The organism is Nocardia sp. NPDC050175 (genome assembly GCF_044459885.1).
In the GTDB taxonomy this organism is placed as follows: domain Bacteria; phylum Actinomycetota; class Actinomycetes; order Mycobacteriales; family Mycobacteriaceae; genus Nocardia.
Genome location: NZ_JBITJI010000007.1, coordinates 221,984 through 240,611, shown reverse-complemented (window position 1 = coordinate 240,611; position 18,628 = coordinate 221,984). Strand labels below are relative to the sequence as shown.

The following is an 18,628-nucleotide window of genomic DNA, read 5'->3' as shown; positions in this document are numbered from 1 at the left end:
AATTGCCGTGGCACGTAACTTCGCCGACCTGTTCGAGCATTCCGTCGACGCGATGCCCGACCGCGTGGCACTGCTCGAAGGCGACCGCCGCCTGACCTTCGCGCAGCTCGACGCGCGCGCGAATCGACTGGCCGCGCACCTGATTGCCGCGGGGATCCGGACGGGCGCCCATGTCGGGTTCCAGATGCACAACGGCATCGAGACCATGGAGACGCTGCTCGCCTGCTTCAAGGTTCGAGCCGTCCCCATCAATATCAACTATCGCTACGGCGTCGAGGAACTGCGCTACGTCTATCGCAATGCGGACCTGCGAGCGCTGGTCTACCACGCCTCCTACGCACCGGCGGTGCACGAGGCCGCGGCACAGGTCTGGTCGCTGCATCACCGGATCGTGGTGCCCGACAACACCGCTGACACGGACCCGCCGGTCGACGCCGTGCACTACGAAGACGCACTCGCCGCGGGTTCCACCGAGCGCGATTTCCCGCAGCGCAGCGCCGACGACCTGTTCATGATGTACACCGGCGGCACAACCGGCCTGCCCAAGGGTGTGATGTGGCGCCAGGAAGACATGTGGCGGGTGCTCGGCGGCGGCATCGACTTCTATACCGGAGTGCCGGTGGCCGACGAATACGAGCAGTCCCGCGTCGGCGCGCAACGGGAGCAGAGCATGTGGTTCGTGCTGCCGCCGCTGATCCACGCCGCCGCGATGATGCCGACCTTCGCTGCGCTGTGGTCGGGCAACGCCGTGCTGTTCGAGCCCCGATTCGATGCGACTCGAGTGTGGCAGATGGTCGTTCGGCACCGCCCGCAGGTCATGGTCATCACCGGCGACGCCATGGCGCGGCCGCTACTCGATGCCTACCGTGCCGCGCCGGTCGACGCATCGGGACTGCTCGCCATCGGCTCGGGTGCCGCGCTGCTGTCGCAACCGGTGAAGAACGAACTGCTGGAACTGTTTCCGTCGGTGGTCGTCACCGATTCGATCGGCTCGTCGGAAACCGGTTTCGGCGGAATAGGTTTCGCGCAGAAGGACGACAATCCCGGTCGCGGGCCGCGAGTTCAGATCGGTCGCGGATCGATCGTGGTAGACGACGACGGGCGGCCGGTCCAGCCCGGCGCGGAGGGGTGGCTGGCGAAGAGCGGGTCGGTCCCGCTCGGCTACTACAAGGACCCGGTCAAGACCGACAAGCTGTTCAAGACCGTCGACGGTGTGCGCATCGTGGTCACCGACGATCGCGCGCGGATCGAACAGGACGGGTCGGTCACGCTGCTCGGTCGCGGCAACATGGTCGTCAATACCGGCGGCGAGAAGGTGTTCGTCGAAGAGGTCGAGGGCGTGGTGAAGGCGCACGACGGGATCTACGACGCGGTGGTGGTCGGTGTCCCGCACGAGCGGTGGGGCTGGCAGGTCGCCGCCGTGGTCTCGGTCGCCGAACCCGTCGATTTCAGAGCGTTGGACACCCACGTCCGCAAGCACCTCGCGGGTTACAAAGTGCCCAAACAGATCTGGCTGGCCGACGTGATCGCCCGAGCCCCCAGCGGCAAACCGGACTATCGCTGGGCCAAGGACTACACGACGCAGCGCGCGCCGGACTATCAGGCGGACTGACCCATGAGACTCCGCGAACGCCCACGCCACCCAATAGGAACGTGTTCGAATTCGATTCGAGCACCCGGCCCGATACCTGCGGCGATTCCGCACGTCATGGAGAAGTCCCGATGAGTACAGAGACCACGAAGAGTCCGACGGCCGCGCTTCCTGCCCGGATCACCAGAGCGCTGATCGACCGGCTGACCGGTCTGGTCGCCGCCGACGGTACCGCCGCGCCGTACTCGATGGTGGAGGTCTACACCGGCGCTCCGGTCGGTGCGCTCCCGCAGTCCACACCGGACGACGTCGTCGCCGCGGCCGTGACTGCCCGTGCAGCACAACAGGAGTGGGCCGCGGTGCCGCTACGGCAGCGGCTGCAAGTCTTCGAGCGGATGCACGAATCGATCCTCACCGAGGTCGAGACCATCGCCGATCTCATCCAGATCGGTTGCGGCAAGACCCGCCGGATGGCCGTCGAGGAATCGTGCGACGTGCCGATGGTCATCAGCCACTACCTGAAAACCGCGCGCCGCGTGCTGCGTTCGAAGCGCCGCGGGGGTCCGATGCCGATCGTGACCAGCTCGACCGAGGAACACCGGCCTAAGGGCTTGGTCGCGGTGATCGCGCCATGGAACTTCCCGTTCGCGATCGCGCTGTCCGACGCGATGCCCGCGCTGATGGCGGGCAACGGCGTAATCCTCAAGCCGGACAACAAGACCGCGCTGTGCGTCCTCTACGGCGTCGAACTGCTGCACCGGGCCGGACTGCCACGAGGGCTGGTTCAGGTCGTGTGTGGGGAGGGACCCGATATCGGGCCCAGCCTGATCGACAACGTCGAGTTCGTCATGTTCACCGGCTCGACCGCCACCGGCCGGGTGGTCGGCGAACAGGCCGGGCGCAACCTGATCAGCTGCAGTCTGGAACTCGGCGGCAAGAACCCGATGCTTGTGCTGGCGGACGCGAACCTGGACGACGCGATCGCCGGCGCGGCGTTCGCGGTGTTCGCCAACTCGGGCCAGGCGTGCATGCACATCGAGCGGATCTACGTGCACCGCAGTCGCTTCGACGAGTTTGTGCGCGGATTGGTCGCTGCCGCTGATGAGTTGAACAGCAAGATCGGCGCGGCCTACGACTACACGCCGGAATTCGGTTCGCTGGTGTCGGTGCAGCACCGGGATCGGGTTGCCGCGCATGTCGAGGACGCCCGCGCGAAGGGTGCCACCGTGCTGACCGGCGGCAAGGTACGCCCCGACATCGGCCCCGCGTTCTACGAGGCGACCGTGCTGACCGGCGTCACTCCCGAGATGACGCACGCGACGCTGGAGACCTTCGGCCCGGTGGTGAGCGTCTACCCGTTCGACGACGAGCAAGAAGCCATCCGGCTCGCCAACGACACCGACTACGGCCTGAACGCCAGCGTGTGGAGCCGAGACCTGGCCCACGCCAACCGCATTGCCGCCCAGCTGCAGGCGGGCAACATCAACATCAACGACGGGTTCGTGGCGACCTACGCGGCCAAGGGCACGCCGTCGGGCGGGGTGAAGCAGTCCGGCGTCGGGACCCGGCACGGCGATCAGGGCCTGCTCAAGTACACCGACACGGTGAACGTCGGCGTGCTCAAGCGCCAGGTGATGTCGGCCCGCTCGGGGCAGCCGTACGAGAAGCAATTGAAGATCACGCTGATGTCCTTGCGGCTGATGCGCCGAACAAGACTGCGCTGAGGCGCGGTTCGCAGTACCCACCTGAGGAGGTAGCCGTGGCGACACCGTCGTTGCCGGCCGGATTCGACTTCACCGATCCGGCGCTCTGGGAGACGCGAAGGCCCATCGAGGAATTCGCGATGCTGCGCCGGACCGCGCCGGTCTGGTGGAACCCGCAGGCCGATGACCACTCCGGCGGGTTCCGCGACGGCGGCTACTGGGTGGTGAGCACACTCGACGACGTCAAGGAGATCTCGCGCAACTCGGAGCTGTTCTCGTCCGAGCGGAAAGGCTCGATCATCCGGCCGTCCGACGCCACCACGCCGGAGCAGTCGGCGGCGGCGAGCGTGCTGCTGGTGAACATGGACCCACCGAAGCACTCCAAATTCCGCAAGATCATCACGAAGGGGTTCACGCCGCGCGCGGTGGAAGGATTGCGCGTGGCATTGACCGAACGCGCGCATGCCATTGTGCACGAAGCGAAAAAATCGGGCGGCGGAAACTTCGTCGAACAGGTCGCCTGTGAGTTGCCGCTGCAGGCGATCGCCGAGCTGATCGGCGTGCCGCAGGCCGACCGGCGCAAGCTGTTCGACTGGTCGAATCAGATGCTCAGCTACGACGACCCGGACTACGGTGATCCCGCGCTCGCCTCCGCCGAAATCCTCGGCTATGCCTGGAACATGGCCGAGCAGCGGCGCGGTGCGCCGGCCGGGGATATCGTGTCCGAGCTCGTGCACGCGGATGTCGACGGCGAGTCGCTCGGGTCGGACGAATTCGGTTTCTTCGTCATCCTGCTTTCGGTCGCGGGCAACGAAACAACACGCAATGCCATCACGCACGGCATGAAGGCTTTCGTGGACAATCCGGAGCAGTGGGAGCTGTATCAGCAGCAGCGCCCGCGCACCGCGCCCGATGAGATCGTCCGGTGGGCCACGCCGGTGACCGCATTCCAGCGCACCGCCACCGCCGATACCGTGATCGGTGGCACGCCGATCCGGCAGGGTGAGCGAGTCGGCCTGTTCTACGGTTCGGCCAACTTCGACGAGGACGCGTTCGCCGATCCGTTCACCTTCGACATCCTGCGTGACCCCAATCCGCATGTAGGTTTCGGCGGCACCGGCGCGCACTACTGCGTCGGCGCGAACCTGGCCCGCCTCGAAATCGACCTCATGTTCAACGCCATCGCCGACGCCATGCCCAAGATCACTCAGGTGGCCGATCCGGTACGGTTGCGATCGGGGTGGATCAACGGAATCAAGAATTGGCAGGTCCGATACGAATGAATCTTCGAGACGTACCGCTACAGACACTGAGCGGCGAATCCGCGACGCTGTCCGAGCTGGTTGGCGACAAGGTAGTGCTGCTGGTCAACGTGGCCTCCAAATGCGGCCTGACCCCGCAGTACACCGGCCTAGTCGAATTGCAGAAGTCCTACGGCCCCCGCGGTTTCAGCGTGGTCGGCGTCCCGAGCAACCAGTTCATGGGCCAGGAACCCGGCACCGCCGAGGAAATCCAGGAATTCTGCTCAACCACCTACGGCGTCGACTTCCCCCTCCTGGAGAAGACCGACGTCAACGGCGAAAACAAGCACCCCTTGTATGAAACCCTGACCGAAACCCCCGACGCCGACGGCACCGCAGGCGACGTCCAGTGGAACTTCGAGAAGTTCCTCATCGACCGCGACGGCAAGGTAGCCGCCCGCTTCCGCCCCACCATCACCCCCGACGCAGCAGCCCTAGTCACAGCCATCGAATCCCTGCTCTGACTCCACAATTCGAGGCCCGTCCCCCCCGGACGGGCCTCGAACCATGTCCAGCCATCGACTTAACGTAAGAACCGTCTTCTTGACGCATGCTGCAACCTACGTCAGGAGCACGCTTCCTACGTCAAGTGGGCGCTTGGGGTGATGTGGCGTTTCGAGGTCCGTGGAAAACCCCTCCCAGACCGCCACCCGACCACCCCTCTCTGGTCCAAAGCGCTCGGAACGCGTTTCTTCCGCGGACGTGAAGTCTCATGACCAACAGTGCGCGTATAGCCGCTGTCGGCGAAATCTGCACTGTCACTCGGGATCTGCACTCGGAATAGGGCCCTAGAGTCGGTGCTAATCCCGAGTGACGGTGCGGATTTTTGTGGTGGGTGCGGGTCGGGGGCGACGGGTGGGTTAGGGGCGGTGGGTGAGGGGGGCTCGGAGGCCTAGGTGGTGGCGGAGGGTGGTGCCGGTGTATTCGGTGCGGTAGACGCCTCGTTCTTGGAGTTCGGGGACCAGCCAGTCGACGATTTCGTCCAGGCCGGTGGGGATGAGGTAGGGGGAGATGTTGAAGCCGTCTACCGCGCCCTGGCGGACCCAGCGGGCCAGTTCGTCGGCTACCTGGGCGGGGGTGCCTGCGAAGCCGGAGCGTTCGGTGGTGGCGATGACTGTTTCGCGGAGCGAGAGGTTTTCGGCTTCGGCGCGGGCGCGCCATTCGCGGGCGATGGATTGCGGGTCCTGGCCGTGGCGGGGTGAGCCGCGGGTTTCGGAGATGGGGCGGAGTTCGGGGTCTTCCTTCGGGAGAGGGCCGTCGGGGTCGAGGTGGGACAGGTCGCGGCCCCACACCTGGCCGGCCAGGGAAAGGGCGGTCTGGCCGGTGTATTGGCCGTTCTTGACCCAGCGGACCTTCTCTTCGACCTCGGATTCCTTCTCCGCCAACACGATCTGAGTACCCGGGAGGATCTTGATGTCGTCCTCGGGTCGCCCCGCGGCGCGCAGGCGGGCGCGGATGTCGTTGGCGAAGGCGAGGGCGTCGTCGAAATGTGTTCCGTGCCTGGAGAAGATGACGTCGGCGTTGGCCGCGGCGAAATCACGGCCGGTCGGCGAGTCACCGGCTTGGAAGATGACTGGATGTCCCTGGGCGCTGCGGGGGAGCGTCGGCGTGATCTGGACCTGGAAGTGGTCGTTGGATCTTTCGACCGGACGGACCGCGTCCGCACTGGCCCAGGACGGGCTCTGCTGCGAGGTGGCGATGGCGCCGTCGCGCCAGGAATCCCAGATCGCGCGGGCGGTGGCGAGAAACTCACCGGCCCGCTCGTAGCGCAGGGCATGATCCAAATAGCCACCGCGGCGGAAATTTTCACCGGTCCAGGCGTTGTCGGTGGTAACCGCGTTCCACCCGGCCCGGCCGCCGGAGATCAGGTCCAGGCCGCTCAGGCGGCGGGCCAGGTCGGCGGGCTCGTTGTAGGTGGTGTTCTGGGTGGCGACCAGGCCGATGTGCCGGGTGATGCCTGCCAACGCGGCGAGTTGCGCGATCGCATCGGGCCGGCCCGCGATGTCGAGTTCGAGGATCTTGCCGTCCTGCTCGCGCAACCGCAGGCCCTCGCCGAGGAAGAACGCGTCGAACAGCCCGCGCTCGGCAGTCTGCGCGACGTGGCGGAACGTCTCGAAGTCGATCTGTGAGCCGCTGCTCGGATCGGACCAGATGGTGGTGTGGTTGACGCCCTGGAAGAACACACCGAAGTGGACCTGCGCGTCCGGACGTGGATCATTTGTCATGTCAGGCTCCTATCGGTCAGTTCGACGCGGCGTAGCGATCGGCGGGGCGGGCCAGGCCGAGGTTCGCGCGCAAGGTCGAACCCGGCACCGGGCGATGTGCGACGCCGGTGCGCAGCAGCGCGGGCAGTACCTCACGGGCGAGCACCGGCAGGTCCTCGTCGATGACGGCGGGGTGCAGGCGCACGCCGTCCAGATGGGTGCTGAGGTGGGTCAATAGATCGACGAGCTCTGTCGCGGATCCGGAAAAGGCGAGGCGAGCAGGGGAATTCGAGGGTGCTGCGCCGAGTCGTTCGACGGCCGTCGCGCCGGGTGTGTCCAGCGTGACGTCGATTTCGGCGAAAGCCAAGGGCGCTCCCGCACGTTCGGCCGATTCGATAGCGGCGGCCACCGAGTCGGCCGCGACGAGCCGGACATCGACGTCACCGTCGGCGCCGAACACCACCGGCTGCCCCTGTGGCGGGCGCGGCACGATCGACGGGCCCTTCACCGAGAAGGAGTCGCCACGAAAGTCGATGTAGTGCAGTTTGTTCCGGTCCAGGAACCGCCCGTTGGGGTAGTCGCGGATCACCGCGTCGTCCTCCCACGAGTCCCAGAGGCGGCGAGCCACCTCGATGGAATCGCTTTGCTCCCTGGCAAGTTCGTCACCGGTGACCTGCGTACGCCCCCAGGTCGCCGCGACTCGCGGGTCGTCGATCCGTTCGGCAATCCACCCGGCCCTACCGCGCGACGCATAGTCGAGCGTCGCGATCTGCGAGGAGGTGTGGAACGGCTCGGCGTAGGTGGTGGCGACCGTAGGGACCAGGCCGATGGTGCTGGTGGTCGCCGCGACGAACGAGGCGCGGGTAACCGCGTCGATGCGACCGGCCACCGACTCCGGCGGCAGGATGGAGTCGGCGAAAGTGACGAGCGTGAAGCCCGCGTTCTCGGCCGTGGCGACCCGGGTGCGCAGGGTGTCGCCGGTGAGCAGACGGTCCGGCGTGTGGGTGGCGCGGCGCCAGGCCTCCGGATGGAAGCCTTCGCCGTCGAGTTCTATGCCGAGCGCGAAAACGCCCATTCGACACCTTCTTCCATGCTGCGATCGAGAATTGCGGTGATGACGCCGTTGTCGGCGAGGAGAACGGGCCGTGGGTCGTCGGCCAGTCGAGCGGCCGCGGCGGTGCGAGTTTCGCGGATACCTACGACGGGGAGAGGGGGATCGAGGTGCGCGGTGACCAGGTCACCCTGTGGTGCCGCTGTCAACGTGGACAGCACTGCGGCACCAAGAATCTCGGCGACGACTACTTCGGTCGAGCCGGGCCGCGCGAGAACGACAGGCAGAGCAGCTGCGTCGCCGAGTATTTCGAGTGCCTCGGCGACAGTCGCCGTCGACGGAACGAATCCAACAGTGCCGGACCAGCTCTCGGCCCCGACTGTCTCGGCAGCCGGAGCCCCGACGTCGAAACCGAGCCTGCCGACCCAGTCCTCATCGAAATACTTACTCAGATAGGAACGCCCGGAATCCGGCACGATCACCACCACCACGTCATCCGGCGACAGCTCGGCGGCCACTCGCAGCGCCGCCGCCACGGAAACCCCGGCCGACCCGCCGACGAGCAGCCCTTCCTCCCGCGCCAACCGCGCGATCACCGCGAAAGCCTCTGCATCGCCGACCCTTTCGATCCGCGACAACACCTCCGGGTCATACGACTGCGGCCATTCGTCCTCGACGGTCTCCGGATGCCGGAAGTGGCCGACCGCCTCGATGTAGTACGCCCGCCCGTCCCCACCGCCGTACACCGAATGCTCCGGATCCGCGCCGATAACCTGCACGCGACCCTCCGACACCTCACTGAGATAACGCCCCGTGCCACTCACCGTCCCGCCGGTACCGATACCCGCCACGAAATGCGTGACCCGCCCACCGGTCTGCTTCCAGATCTCCGGACCGGTCGTGCGATAGTGCGCCTCAGGATTCGCCGGATTGTCGTACTGACCGGCGAGCCACCCGCCGGGCGTCTCCGCCGCGATCCGCGCCGCGAGATTGCGCACATGCTCAGGGTGGTGAGTGGGACGACCACCCGGCGTCACCCGAACCTCCGCCCCCAACGCCCGCAGAATCGCGATCTTCTCCCGACTCGTCTTGTCCGGCACCACAACCACGGTCCGATACCCCAGCCCCGCCGCGACCAACGCAAGCCCGATCCCGGTATTGCCCGACGTCCCTTCGACAATCGTGCCCCCGGGCCGCAACTCACCGCTCGCCTCGGCCGCCCGCACCATCGACAACGCGATCCGATCCTTCACGCTGCCACCGGGATTGGTGGATTCGAGCTTCGCGTACACCGCGGCACCACCGGCCGCCGTCACCCGATTCAGCCGAACCAGCGGCGTGTGCCCGATCGCGTCGACCACGGACTCGAAGACTTGCGGCGCGGCAACGAGACCGGTTCGCCCGACTGGCATCTCGACACCTTTCTGTCCGACTGGCGAAGCAGCCCTCCTCAGCATGCGGTCCGCTGCGGGCGGGCGCGACGGTTTGCGTCGCGCTGATTCGAAGCCCTCCACACAGCACTGATCCCGGGCCACCAGGTGACCCGGGATCGGTGTCGTGCGTGCTATCGCGCCGCGCGGGCCGACAGACCCGCCGCGACCAGCACTGTCACCCCTTCCGCGATGGCGGTGCCGCCCAGCGCGTGCGACGCGGACAGCGCCGTACTACCCGCCAAACCGAGGAACAGCGTGCCGAACGAGGCGATACCGACCACGATGCCGAGCTGCACATTCGTCACCAGGATCCCGCTGGCGTCCGCCGCCAGACTCATCGGCACCTTGGCCAGTGTCCGCGTCATCAGCGGGCTGAACGCGAGCCCGTTGCCGACACCGCAGAGCGCGAGCAGCACCAGTGCGAGCGGGCCGACGTCGGCACCGTTGCGCAGCAGCGCACCGATCGCGACCATGCTCGCCGCGGCCAGCACCAGTCCGAGCGGAATCATCTTGGCGTGGAACCGATGTGGGATGCGCTCCCAGTTCATGCCCGCGATCGCGAACGTCACGCCCAACGGGATGAACATCAGCCCGGCATGCAGCGCGCTGTAACCGAGCGTGCTCTGCAGATGGATGGCCATCACGAACATCCAGCCACCGAACGTCGCCATCACCACGAACAGGGTCGCCGCGGTGAGCAGCAGTCCCGGCGCGGCGAGCACCCGGTGCGAGAACAACGGCTCACCGTCGCGCGCCGCGACCGCCCGCTCGATCCCGATGAACGCTGCGAAGGCGATCACGCAGGCGCCCAACGAAATCCAGGACCACACCGGCCAGTTCAGCTCCCGGCCGAGCACCAGCGGAAGCACCAGCGCCAGTACCGCCGCGGTGAGCATGCTGAGCCCGGCCAGGTCGAGCTTGCGGTCGAACCGCTGGGGCACCTTGGGCAGCACCCGTGGCGCGACCACCAGCAGCGCGAGACCGATCGGCACATTGACCAGGAACACCCCGCGCCAGCTGCTGCCGCCGACGTCGGCGCTGACGATGAGCCCGCCGAGCACCTGCCCGGCGACCATGCCGCCGGAGATGATCGCGGAGTACACGCTGAGCGCCTTCGCCCGCGCGTTTCCGGTGAAGTTGCGCTGGATGAGCGTCATGATCTGCGGCACCATCGCCGCCGCGCCGACCCCCTGGGCGAAGCGGAACACGATGAGCGATATTTCGTTCCAGGCCAGCCCGCAGACCAGCGAGGCGAGGGTGAACAGCGCCAGACCGGCGATGAACATCCGGCGCTGACTGAATCGGTCGCCGAGCCGGGCGCCGGTCACCAGCAAAACGGCATAGGCGATCACGTAACCGGCCACGATCAGCTGCAAAGCCGCGCCGGAGGTGTGCAGGGAACTGCGAATCGAGGGAATCGCGACATTGACGATGGAGGCGTCGAGCACGGCCATGAACTGACCGGTGAGAATCACTGCGAGGATGGCAAGGGTGCGCCGCGCACCGTACGCGGCGGGTGGAGCTGCCGGGGGCGCGGTAACCGGCTGTGCGGCTGCCGAATCCGGCGACAAGATCTGCGTCATGCACTGATCTTGCGGGCCGTCCGACACCAGTAACAGGAGCCCATTAAAACTGGTACCGGCAACACCTGGATAAGTGCGTGCGGAACGTGAGGAATGTCCGCTATACGGCATATTATTCCTGTCAGGTGTGGCGGATACCACCATTTTCGTCGCTAGAGCACGCCCTTTCCCGAAATACTTAGGCAGGCTAACCTGTTTGAAAAGTTGCAGGGCGTTTCTAACTTTCTCAGCGAGGGAGATTTGCCATGGCGGTAGATACACGGGACGAGCGGCTGAAGAGTCGTATCGCGCAGTTGTTCGCCGACGATGAACAGGTCAAGGCGGCGCTGCCGCTGGATGCGGTCTCCGCGGCGGCGCGAGAACCCGGATTGCGGGTGGCGCAGGTCATCGACACGGTGATGCAGGGCTATGCCGACCGTCCCGCCCTCGGGCAGCGTGCCTTCGAACTGGCTACCGATGACGCGACCGGCACCAAGTCGGTGCGGTTGCTGCACACGCTCGAGACCATCACCTATGGCGAACTGTGGCAGCGGGTCGGCGCGGTCTCCACGGCGTGGCAGCGAGCGTCCGAAAAGCCTTTGCGCCCTGGTGATTTCATCGCGCTGCTCGGCTTCACCAGCATCGACTACACGACGCTCGATCTGGCCACCGTGCACCTCGGCGCGGTCACCGTGCCGTTGCAGGCCAGCGCTGCGGTATCCCAGCTGACCGCGATCCTCACCGAGACCGCGCCACGACTGCTGGCCGCTACGCCGGACTACCTCGAGGCGGCCGTCGACTGCCTGCTCGCGGGCACCTCGCCGGAGCGACTACTCGTGTTCGACTACCACCCCGAAGACGACGCGCAGCGCGCCGCACTCGACGACGCCCGGCGGCGCCTGGCCGACGCGGACAGTTCGGTGATCGTCGAAACGCTCGACGACGTACTCGAACGCGGCAGCGCACAGCCGCAGGCGCCGCTGTTCGTCCCCGCCGAGGATGACGACCCGCTCTCGCTGCTCATCTACACCTCGGGCAGCACGGGCACGCCGAAGGGCGCGATGTACACCGAGCGGCTGACCCGGGTGATGTGGCAAGGCATGGCCGTCGGGGTCGGCATCAACGTCAACTACATGCCGATGAGTCACATCGCCGGACGCCTGTCGATGATCGGCGTGCTCGCCCGCGGCGGCACCGCGTATTTCGCGGCGAAGAGCGACATGTCGACGCTGTTCGAGGACATCGCGCTGGTGCGGCCCATCGAGATATTCTTCGTGCCGCGCCTGTGCGACATGACCTTTCAGCGCTATCGCAGTGAGATGGACCGGCGCTCGGTGCCCGGAGTGGACACCGCGGCGCTCGATGACGAGGTGAAAACCGAACTGCGGCAGAACTTCCTGGGCGGACGCCTCCTGGCGGCGATTGTCGGCAGCGCGCCGCTGTCCGCGGAGATGCGAGCGTTCATGGAGTCCGTGCTCGACGTGCAACTGCACGATGGGTACGGCTCGACCGAGGCGGGTGCGGGCATCATCATGGACAACCGGATCCAGCGGCCGCCCATCACCGATTACAAGCTCGTCGATGTGCCCGAGCTCGGTTACTTCCGCACCGATCAGCCGCATCCGCGTGGCGAGCTGCTGGTCAAGGCGACGACCCAGATTCCCGGGTACTACAAGCGACCCGAGGTCACCGCGGAGATCTTCGACGAGGATGGCTTCTACAAGACCGGGGACATCGTGGCCGAGCTCGGGCCCGATGAGGTGGTGTACGTCGATCGTCGCAACAACGTGCTCAAGCTGTCGCAGGGCGAGTTCGTGACCGTCGCCCACCTCGAGGCGGTGTACGCCACCAGCCCGTTGATCCGGCAGATATACATCTACGGCAACAGCGAACGCTCCTACCTGGTCGCGGTGATCGTGCCCACCGACGCCGCGCTACGTGACTATGACACCGACGCCTTGAAATCGGCGCTGGCCGAGTCGATGCAGCAGCTGGCCAAGGATGCGGACCTGCAGTCCTACGAGGTGCCCCGCGAATTCCTCATCGAGACAGAACATTTCACGATGGAGAACGGTCTGCTCTCCGGTATCGCGAAGTTGTTGCGCCCCAAGCTGAAGGAACGCTACGGGGAGCGGCTCGAGCAGATCTACACCGATCACGACGCGCGGCAGAGCGACGAGATGCTGGAGCTGCGCCGGGAAGCCGGTCGACGTCCGGTGCTCGAGACGGTCGGTCATGCGGCCCGAGCCTTGCTCGGCATCGCGTCCACCGAGTTGCGCCCCGACGCGCACTTCACCGATCTGGGCGGCGATTCGCTGTCGGCGCTGTCGTTTTCGAACCTGCTCAACGAGACCTTCGGCGTCGAGGTGCCGGTGAGTGTCATCATCAGCCCGGCGAACAACCTCCGGGAGATCGCGAAATACATCGAGACGGAACGTGATTCGGGCGCGAAGCGGCCCACCTTCACCTCGGTGCACGGTGGTGGGTCGCAGATCCTTGCCGCCGATCTCACGCTGGACAAGTTCATCGATGCCCGAACCCTGGCGGCCGCCGACACGATTCCGGACGCCACGGTCCCCGCACAGACGGTCCTGCTGACCGGCGCGAACGGCTACCTCGGCCGCTTCCTGTGCCTGGAATGGCTGGAGCGACTGGACAAGTCGGGCGGCAAGCTGATCTGCATCGTGCGCGGCAGTGACGCGGCGGCGGCCCGCAAGCGGCTCGATGCGGCATTCGACAGCGGCGATCCGAAACTCGTCACGCACTATCAGGAGCTGGCCGCCCGGAACCTCGAGGTGCTCGCGGGTGACATCGGCGACCCGGATCTCGGGCTGGACGAACCGACCTGGCAGCGGCTGGCCGAAACCGTCGACCTGATCATCCATCCGGCCGCGCTGGTCAATCACGTGCTGCCGTATCGCCAGATGTTCGGCCCGAATGTCGTTGGTACCGCCGAAATCATCCGCCTGGCGATCACCTCGCGGCGCAAGCCTGTCACCTACCTGTCCACCGTCGGGGTGGCCGATCAGGTCGAGCCCGCGGCGTTCCAGGAGGACAGCGACATCCGCGAGATGAGTGCGGTGCGGGCCGTGCGCGAGGGTTATGCCAACGGCTACGGCAACAGCAAGTGGGCGGGCGAGGTTCTGCTGCGGGAAGCACACGATCTGTGCGGACTGCCGGTCGCGGTGTTCCGTTCGGACATGATCCTCGCCGACCGTCGTTACGCAGGCCAGCTCAACGTGGCCGATGTCTTCACCCGGCTGATCCTCAGCCTCGTCGCCACCGGCATCGCGCCGTCTTCGTTCTACCGAACCGATGCCGACGGAAACCGTCAGCGGGCCCACTACGACGGTCTGCCCGCCGATTTCACCGCCGAGGCGATCACCACCCTCGGCATCCAAGCTACCGACGGCTTCCAGACCTACGACGTGCTCAACCCGCACGACGACGGCATTTCCCTGGACGAGTTCGTCGACTGGCTCATCGAATCCGGCCGGCCGATCCAGCGCATCGCCGACTACGAAGACTGGTTCACCCGTTTCGAGACGGCAATCCGCGGTCTGCCCGAGAAGCAGCGCCAGGCTTCGGTCCTTCCACTGCTCGACGCCTACCGCCGCCAAGCCCCCGCCGTCCGCGGTTCCGTCCTGCCCGCCAAGAAGTTCCAAGCGGCCGTGCAAGCCGCGAACATCGGCGCGGACAAGGACATTCCGCACTTGACGGAGACACTGATCGACAAGTACGTCAGCGACCTGGAACTCCTACACCTGCTCTGATTCCTTCAGTAGGACAACAGAAGCGGCGAGACGGGCATGGTCCGTCTCGCCGCTGTCGTATCCGTCCGATCAGACTGCCGCGAACGCCTCGAGCATGGCTTCCGGCAGCACGGTCATGCCGGTGCGCACACCTCGTCGCGGACTTCGGCACCTTGGCGGTGGAGTCGAAGCAGGACCAGTCCTGAGCTGATGAGCACGATGGCGTACACGATGACGAAACTATTGATCAGGATCTGCGCACCCGGCCACCACGGCGGGAACAGGAACAGCCCGACGACCACATAATTCGGGTCGTACTCCCACGTCCACGCGCCGATCGATGCGAAAAGTGCTGCGGCGACGAGCCACCAACCCCACCGGGATTGCGCCTTGTGCACCAGATAGACGAACAGCGGAACAAACCACACCCAGTGGTGATCCCAGGAAAACGGAGACACCGCACAGGCGGTGAGACCTGCCAGCGTCACCGCGAGCAGCCGTTCGCCGCGCCGGAACAGACCCGCAGTGATCGCCAGGCTCACCAGCGTGACAGAACCCGCGATGAGCAGCCACAGCCACACCGGCGCGGGGTGGTGCGTGAGGTGCGCGATCGCGCCGCGGATCGATTGGTTCGACGGATGCATGTCGTCGGCGATCCGATTGGACTGGAAGAACGTCGAAGTCCAGTACTGCCTGGAGTCTGCGGGCAGCACGATCCAGGCGAGCACGATCGACGCGACGAAGGCCGCCACCGCGGTGCAGGCCGACCGCCATTGGCGCAACACCAGGAACTGCACGACGAAGTAGGCCGGGACGAGCTTGATGCCCGCGGCCAGTCCGACACCGATCCCGCGCAACTTGCTGCGATCGGAGCGGGAGAAGTCCCACAGCACCAGGAACATCAGCATCAGGTTGATCTGCCCGTAGAACAGCGTGGTGCGGACGGGTTCGATGAACCCGCAGGTGATCGCCAACAACGCGCTGACCGCGGTGAGTTGGGCGTTGATCCGGTACCCGAGGATGCGCCAGCTCAACAGCACGCAGCCGCAGAGCACGAGCAGGTTCAACACCAGCCAGGTGTCGGCGACCCACAACCACGGAATCGCCACGATGGGGATGAAGGCGATCGTCGAGAAGGGGGTGTAGGTGTACAAGAGCCCAGCGATGGTCGGCTCGGTATAGAGCGGCTGTCCGTGCAGGATGCGCCAGGCACCGTCCCGATACACGTGCACGTCCAGCCCGCCGTCCAGGATGCCTGCCCGGTCCAGCCATGGGTCGACCGTGGTGAACAGCAGGATCACCGCCAGGGCGGCACTTGCGGCCAGTATGAAAAGCGTTGGGCCCGAGCGTGGAAACTCCAACATCCGGGACTTGGGCACAAGTGATCAACTTACCGAATAACTCGAGCCGGAGCACGCCCCGAAGGTTCGGGTCGCGTTCGAATGGCGGATCGTCGCCGTAAAACGGGTACTAGCAGCACCTGGATACCGCTAGTGATTTCGGGCACGATCAGGTGATGACCGATGTGCTGGACGTCCGAGCGGTGCGCAAAGCGCGTCGCGCGGAGCTGGGAACCTTCCTGAAGTCGCGGCGAGCCAAGATCTCGCCGGACGACGTCGGGCTGCCACCCGGCCCGCGCCGCCGCACGCCCGGGCTGCGGCGCGAGGAGGTCGCGCAGCTGTCCGGCATCGGGGTCACCTGGTACACCTGGCTCGAGCAGGGCCGCCAGATCAACGTCAGCGTGCAGGTGCTCGAGGCGGTGGCCAGGACGCTCGCGCTCGACGATGCCGAGCGCAGTCATCTCTATCGGCTCGCCGATGTTCCCACCGTGCCGAGCCCGCACTCGAGCACCGCCCTGCCCGCGGAGATGCAGACCATCCTCGATCATCTGGCGCCACTGCCCGCGGCGGTGTTGAGCGCGCGATATGACGTGCTGGCGTTCAACGAGTCCTATGCGGCCCTGTGCCCGGGTTTCCTGGCGGGTGAGCGCAATGTCGCGCGGCGGGTGTTCCTCACGCCACCCTGCTGCAACACCTACCGGAGCGGCCGGGACGACCTGCGCCGCATGGTCGCCTACCTGCGCAGCGCCTACGCGAAGAACCTCGACGACCCGAGCTGGCAGGAGTTCATCGAGGAAATGTGCTCCGAGAGTGCCGACTTCGCCGCGCTGTGGGCGCGCAACGACGTCGCGGTCCCGTCGAACCGGATCAAGCAGATCCGCCACCTGGCCATCGGCGAGCTGGAAATGTTCATCACCAGTATGTCGTTGCCCGTCGTCGCCGGCGCCTGGGTGCAGATCTACACCCCGACCGACGAAACCCAATGGGCCCAACTGCGACTGCTGCTCGCGATGAGTCCGGAGGAGCAGCGCGAGCCCTGGGACGAGCACCGGCGGCTGTATCACCAGGTGCCTGCCGCGGTGTGAGCTCAGCCCTTGCTCTTCCACAGGGTGAGGATGCGGCTCATCGCTGCCTCGTCGCTGGTCACGACGTCGTACAGGTGGACAAGGTCTTGTTTGAGCGCGGTGCGGGAATTTCCGTCCAGGTACACCATGTGACCTGACTGGTAGAAACGGATCGACAGGTTCTGCCGGACCGTCGGATCGTCGAGCGGCATCTGCTGCAAGTCGAGGACCGTCTGATACTGCGGCGTGACGAAGTCGTAGTAGCCGTTGGCCGACAGGACTTTCAAGTCGACGTTGATCGCCATCAACGCGGCCAAATCGCCTGCCGTGTAGAAAGAGTCGGGTCCCTGCTTCGCGCCGGTCGGGTCGACGTGGCTGAAATCCCAGCTGAGGAATACCTGGTCATTCAGGTCGGTGAAGGCCGAGTCCGACGTGAATTTCAACTGTTCTTCGAGGTACCAATTCCACATCGCGGTGTAGACGCCGGAGACGGCCGCCATGGTCGGATCGTTGCCGCCGGAGTTCGGGTCGACCTTGCCCGCGATACCGGAATCGATCCCCGTCACCCGGCCGTCGTACGCGCCGAGCGCGCGGTTGCGATCCTGCAGCAGGGTCGTCAAGAACGGCCAGCCGATGTAGAGGCTCCATGAGGTCAGCACGATTTTGTCGATGCCGGTGTACGCCGCGAGCTTGTCGAGCACGGCCGGATCGAACTTCGGAAACGCTTGCAGCGCAGCGAGGTAGTCGCCGAGGGCGAACTCCTCGACCTCGGCCATGAAGGTGGCCAGGTCGGCGGGCGGCGGGGTGATGCCGAGCCGTTTGTGGTACCAGGCGTCGGCGGCGGCCGTCGGCAGCAGGCCGATCGGGTTACCCGACTGCCGGTAGTCGAGGATCGACGACAGCAGGGTGATGCCGTTCAGATCGACGCCGTCCTCGTGCAGTCGGTAGGCGAGGACGCAACTGCGTGCGGTGCCATATGATTCGCCGAACAGGAATTTCGGCGAGTTCCAGCGGCTGTTCTTCGTCAGGTAACGCTTGATGAACTGCTTCAGCGACTCCGCGTCCTGATCGACGCCCCAGAACTCCCGATTCTTGTGTGGTGCAACGGCTGCCGAGTAACCCGTGCCGACAGGATTGACGAATACCAAATCGCTTGTGTCGATGAGACTATCGGGATTGTCCTCCATGGAATACGGTGCGGGCGGCGTGAAGTCGGGCATCTTGGTCTTGATCCGCCGCGGCGCGAACGAACCGAGCAGCACGAACACCGCCGAGGAACCCGGACCGCCGTTGTAGAAGAACGTGACCGGTCGCGTCTCCTCTTGCTGTGCATCCTTGGTGAACGCGACATAGAACATTTTCGCGTTCGGCTGCGAGCTGCTCGGATCGACCGTGACGAGATGACCCGCCGTCGCCGTATACGGGATCTCGGTGCCGTCGATGGTGATCGTGTGATGGGTGACGGCCGCGCTTTCCGCGGTGTCGGTGACGTTGTCATCCGGGCCGTTGCCGTACCCGACCGGATCGAAGAACGCCTGATCACCGCCATCGGCTGGTGTGGTCGAACCGTCGTCGGAAACGGAGTGAATGCGCATCGTAACCCTCCCCAAGGGTGGACAGCTTGCTA

Annotated in this window: 12 protein-coding genes; 6 read left to right on the top strand and 6 right to left on the bottom strand. The window is 65.8% G+C overall.

The window, feature by feature from the left end:
* Positions 1-7: 7 nt before the first annotated feature.
* The 4 genes from ACIBK2_RS25115 (at position 8) to ACIBK2_RS25100 (ending at position 5,059) form a co-directional block, all read left to right on the top strand.
* Positions 8-1,612: an acyl-CoA synthetase gene (locus ACIBK2_RS25115; protein ID WP_396970347.1), complete on the top strand. Its 1,605-nt coding sequence runs from the start codon at positions 8-10 to the stop codon at positions 1,610-1,612.
* A 110-nt stretch (positions 1,613-1,722) separates the two neighbouring features.
* Entirely contained in the window at positions 1,723-3,315 is a 1,593-nt protein-coding gene (locus tag ACIBK2_RS25110) for a succinic semialdehyde dehydrogenase (RefSeq protein WP_396970346.1), read from the top strand.
* 35 nt (positions 3,316-3,350) lie between these two features.
* A complete protein-coding gene (locus ACIBK2_RS25105; RefSeq protein ID WP_396970344.1) occupies positions 3,351-4,577 on the top strand; it encodes a cytochrome P450 in 1,227 nt (408 codons plus the stop codon).
* Positions 4,574-5,059 (top strand): glutathione peroxidase, encoded by a 486-nt coding sequence (locus ACIBK2_RS25100; protein ID WP_396970342.1) that lies wholly within the window; start codon positions 4,574-4,576, stop codon positions 5,057-5,059. The genes ACIBK2_RS25105 and ACIBK2_RS25100 overlap by 4 nt, the downstream gene beginning before the upstream one ends.
* A gap of 396 nt (positions 5,060-5,455) precedes the next feature.
* Here ACIBK2_RS25100 and ACIBK2_RS25095 read toward each other — a convergent pair whose 3' ends face one another.
* The 4 genes from ACIBK2_RS25095 to ACIBK2_RS25080 form a co-directional block, all read right to left on the bottom strand.
* The gene (locus ACIBK2_RS25095; RefSeq protein WP_396970341.1) at positions 5,456-6,820 is read right to left on the bottom strand and encodes an NtaA/DmoA family FMN-dependent monooxygenase; all 1,365 of its coding nucleotides are present in this window, start codon (positions 6,818-6,820) and stop codon (positions 5,456-5,458) included.
* A gap of 16 nt (positions 6,821-6,836) precedes the next feature.
* Positions 6,837-7,874, bottom strand: coding sequence for an LLM class flavin-dependent oxidoreductase (locus ACIBK2_RS25090; protein WP_396970339.1), 1,038 nt, complete (start codon positions 7,872-7,874; stop codon positions 6,837-6,839).
* Complete coding sequence (locus ACIBK2_RS25085) at positions 7,850-9,262, bottom strand: PLP-dependent cysteine synthase family protein (RefSeq protein ID WP_396970337.1); 1,413 nt, start codon at positions 9,260-9,262, stop codon at positions 7,850-7,852. The genes ACIBK2_RS25090 and ACIBK2_RS25085 overlap by 25 nt, the downstream gene beginning before the upstream one ends.
* A 152-nt stretch (positions 9,263-9,414) precedes the next feature.
* Complete coding sequence (locus ACIBK2_RS25080; RefSeq protein WP_396970335.1) at positions 9,415-10,866, bottom strand: MFS transporter; 1,452 nt, start codon at positions 10,864-10,866, stop codon at positions 9,415-9,417.
* A gap of 245 nt (positions 10,867-11,111) precedes the next feature.
* Between ACIBK2_RS25080 and car the strand changes: the two genes are divergently transcribed.
* Positions 11,112-14,618 carry a carboxylic acid reductase gene (gene car, locus ACIBK2_RS25075; RefSeq protein WP_396970333.1) on the top strand — a complete coding sequence of 1,169 codons (3,507 nt, stop codon included), beginning with the start codon at positions 11,112-11,114 and terminating at the stop codon, positions 14,616-14,618.
* Positions 14,619-14,731: 113 nt separating this feature from the next.
* On the opposite strand, the gene ACIBK2_RS25070 is transcribed toward car, so the two are convergent.
* The gene (locus ACIBK2_RS25070; protein WP_396970331.1) at positions 14,732-15,976 is read right to left on the bottom strand and encodes a glycosyltransferase 87 family protein; all 1,245 of its coding nucleotides are present in this window, start codon (positions 15,974-15,976) and stop codon (positions 14,732-14,734) included.
* A 137-nt stretch (positions 15,977-16,113) separates the two neighbouring features.
* Here ACIBK2_RS25070 and ACIBK2_RS25065 point away from each other — a divergent pair, with 137 nt between their 5' ends.
* Positions 16,114-17,022 carry a helix-turn-helix transcriptional regulator gene (locus ACIBK2_RS25065; RefSeq protein ID WP_396970329.1) on the top strand — a complete coding sequence of 303 codons (909 nt, stop codon included), beginning with the start codon at positions 16,114-16,116 and terminating at the stop codon, positions 17,020-17,022.
* 2 nt (positions 17,023-17,024) lie between these two features.
* On the opposite strand, the gene ACIBK2_RS25060 is transcribed toward ACIBK2_RS25065, so the two are convergent.
* On the bottom strand, positions 17,025-18,596 hold the full coding sequence (locus tag ACIBK2_RS25060; protein ID WP_396970327.1) for a S10 family peptidase: 1,572 nt from the start codon (positions 18,594-18,596) through the stop codon (positions 17,025-17,027).
* Positions 18,597-18,628 lie beyond the last annotated feature (32 nt).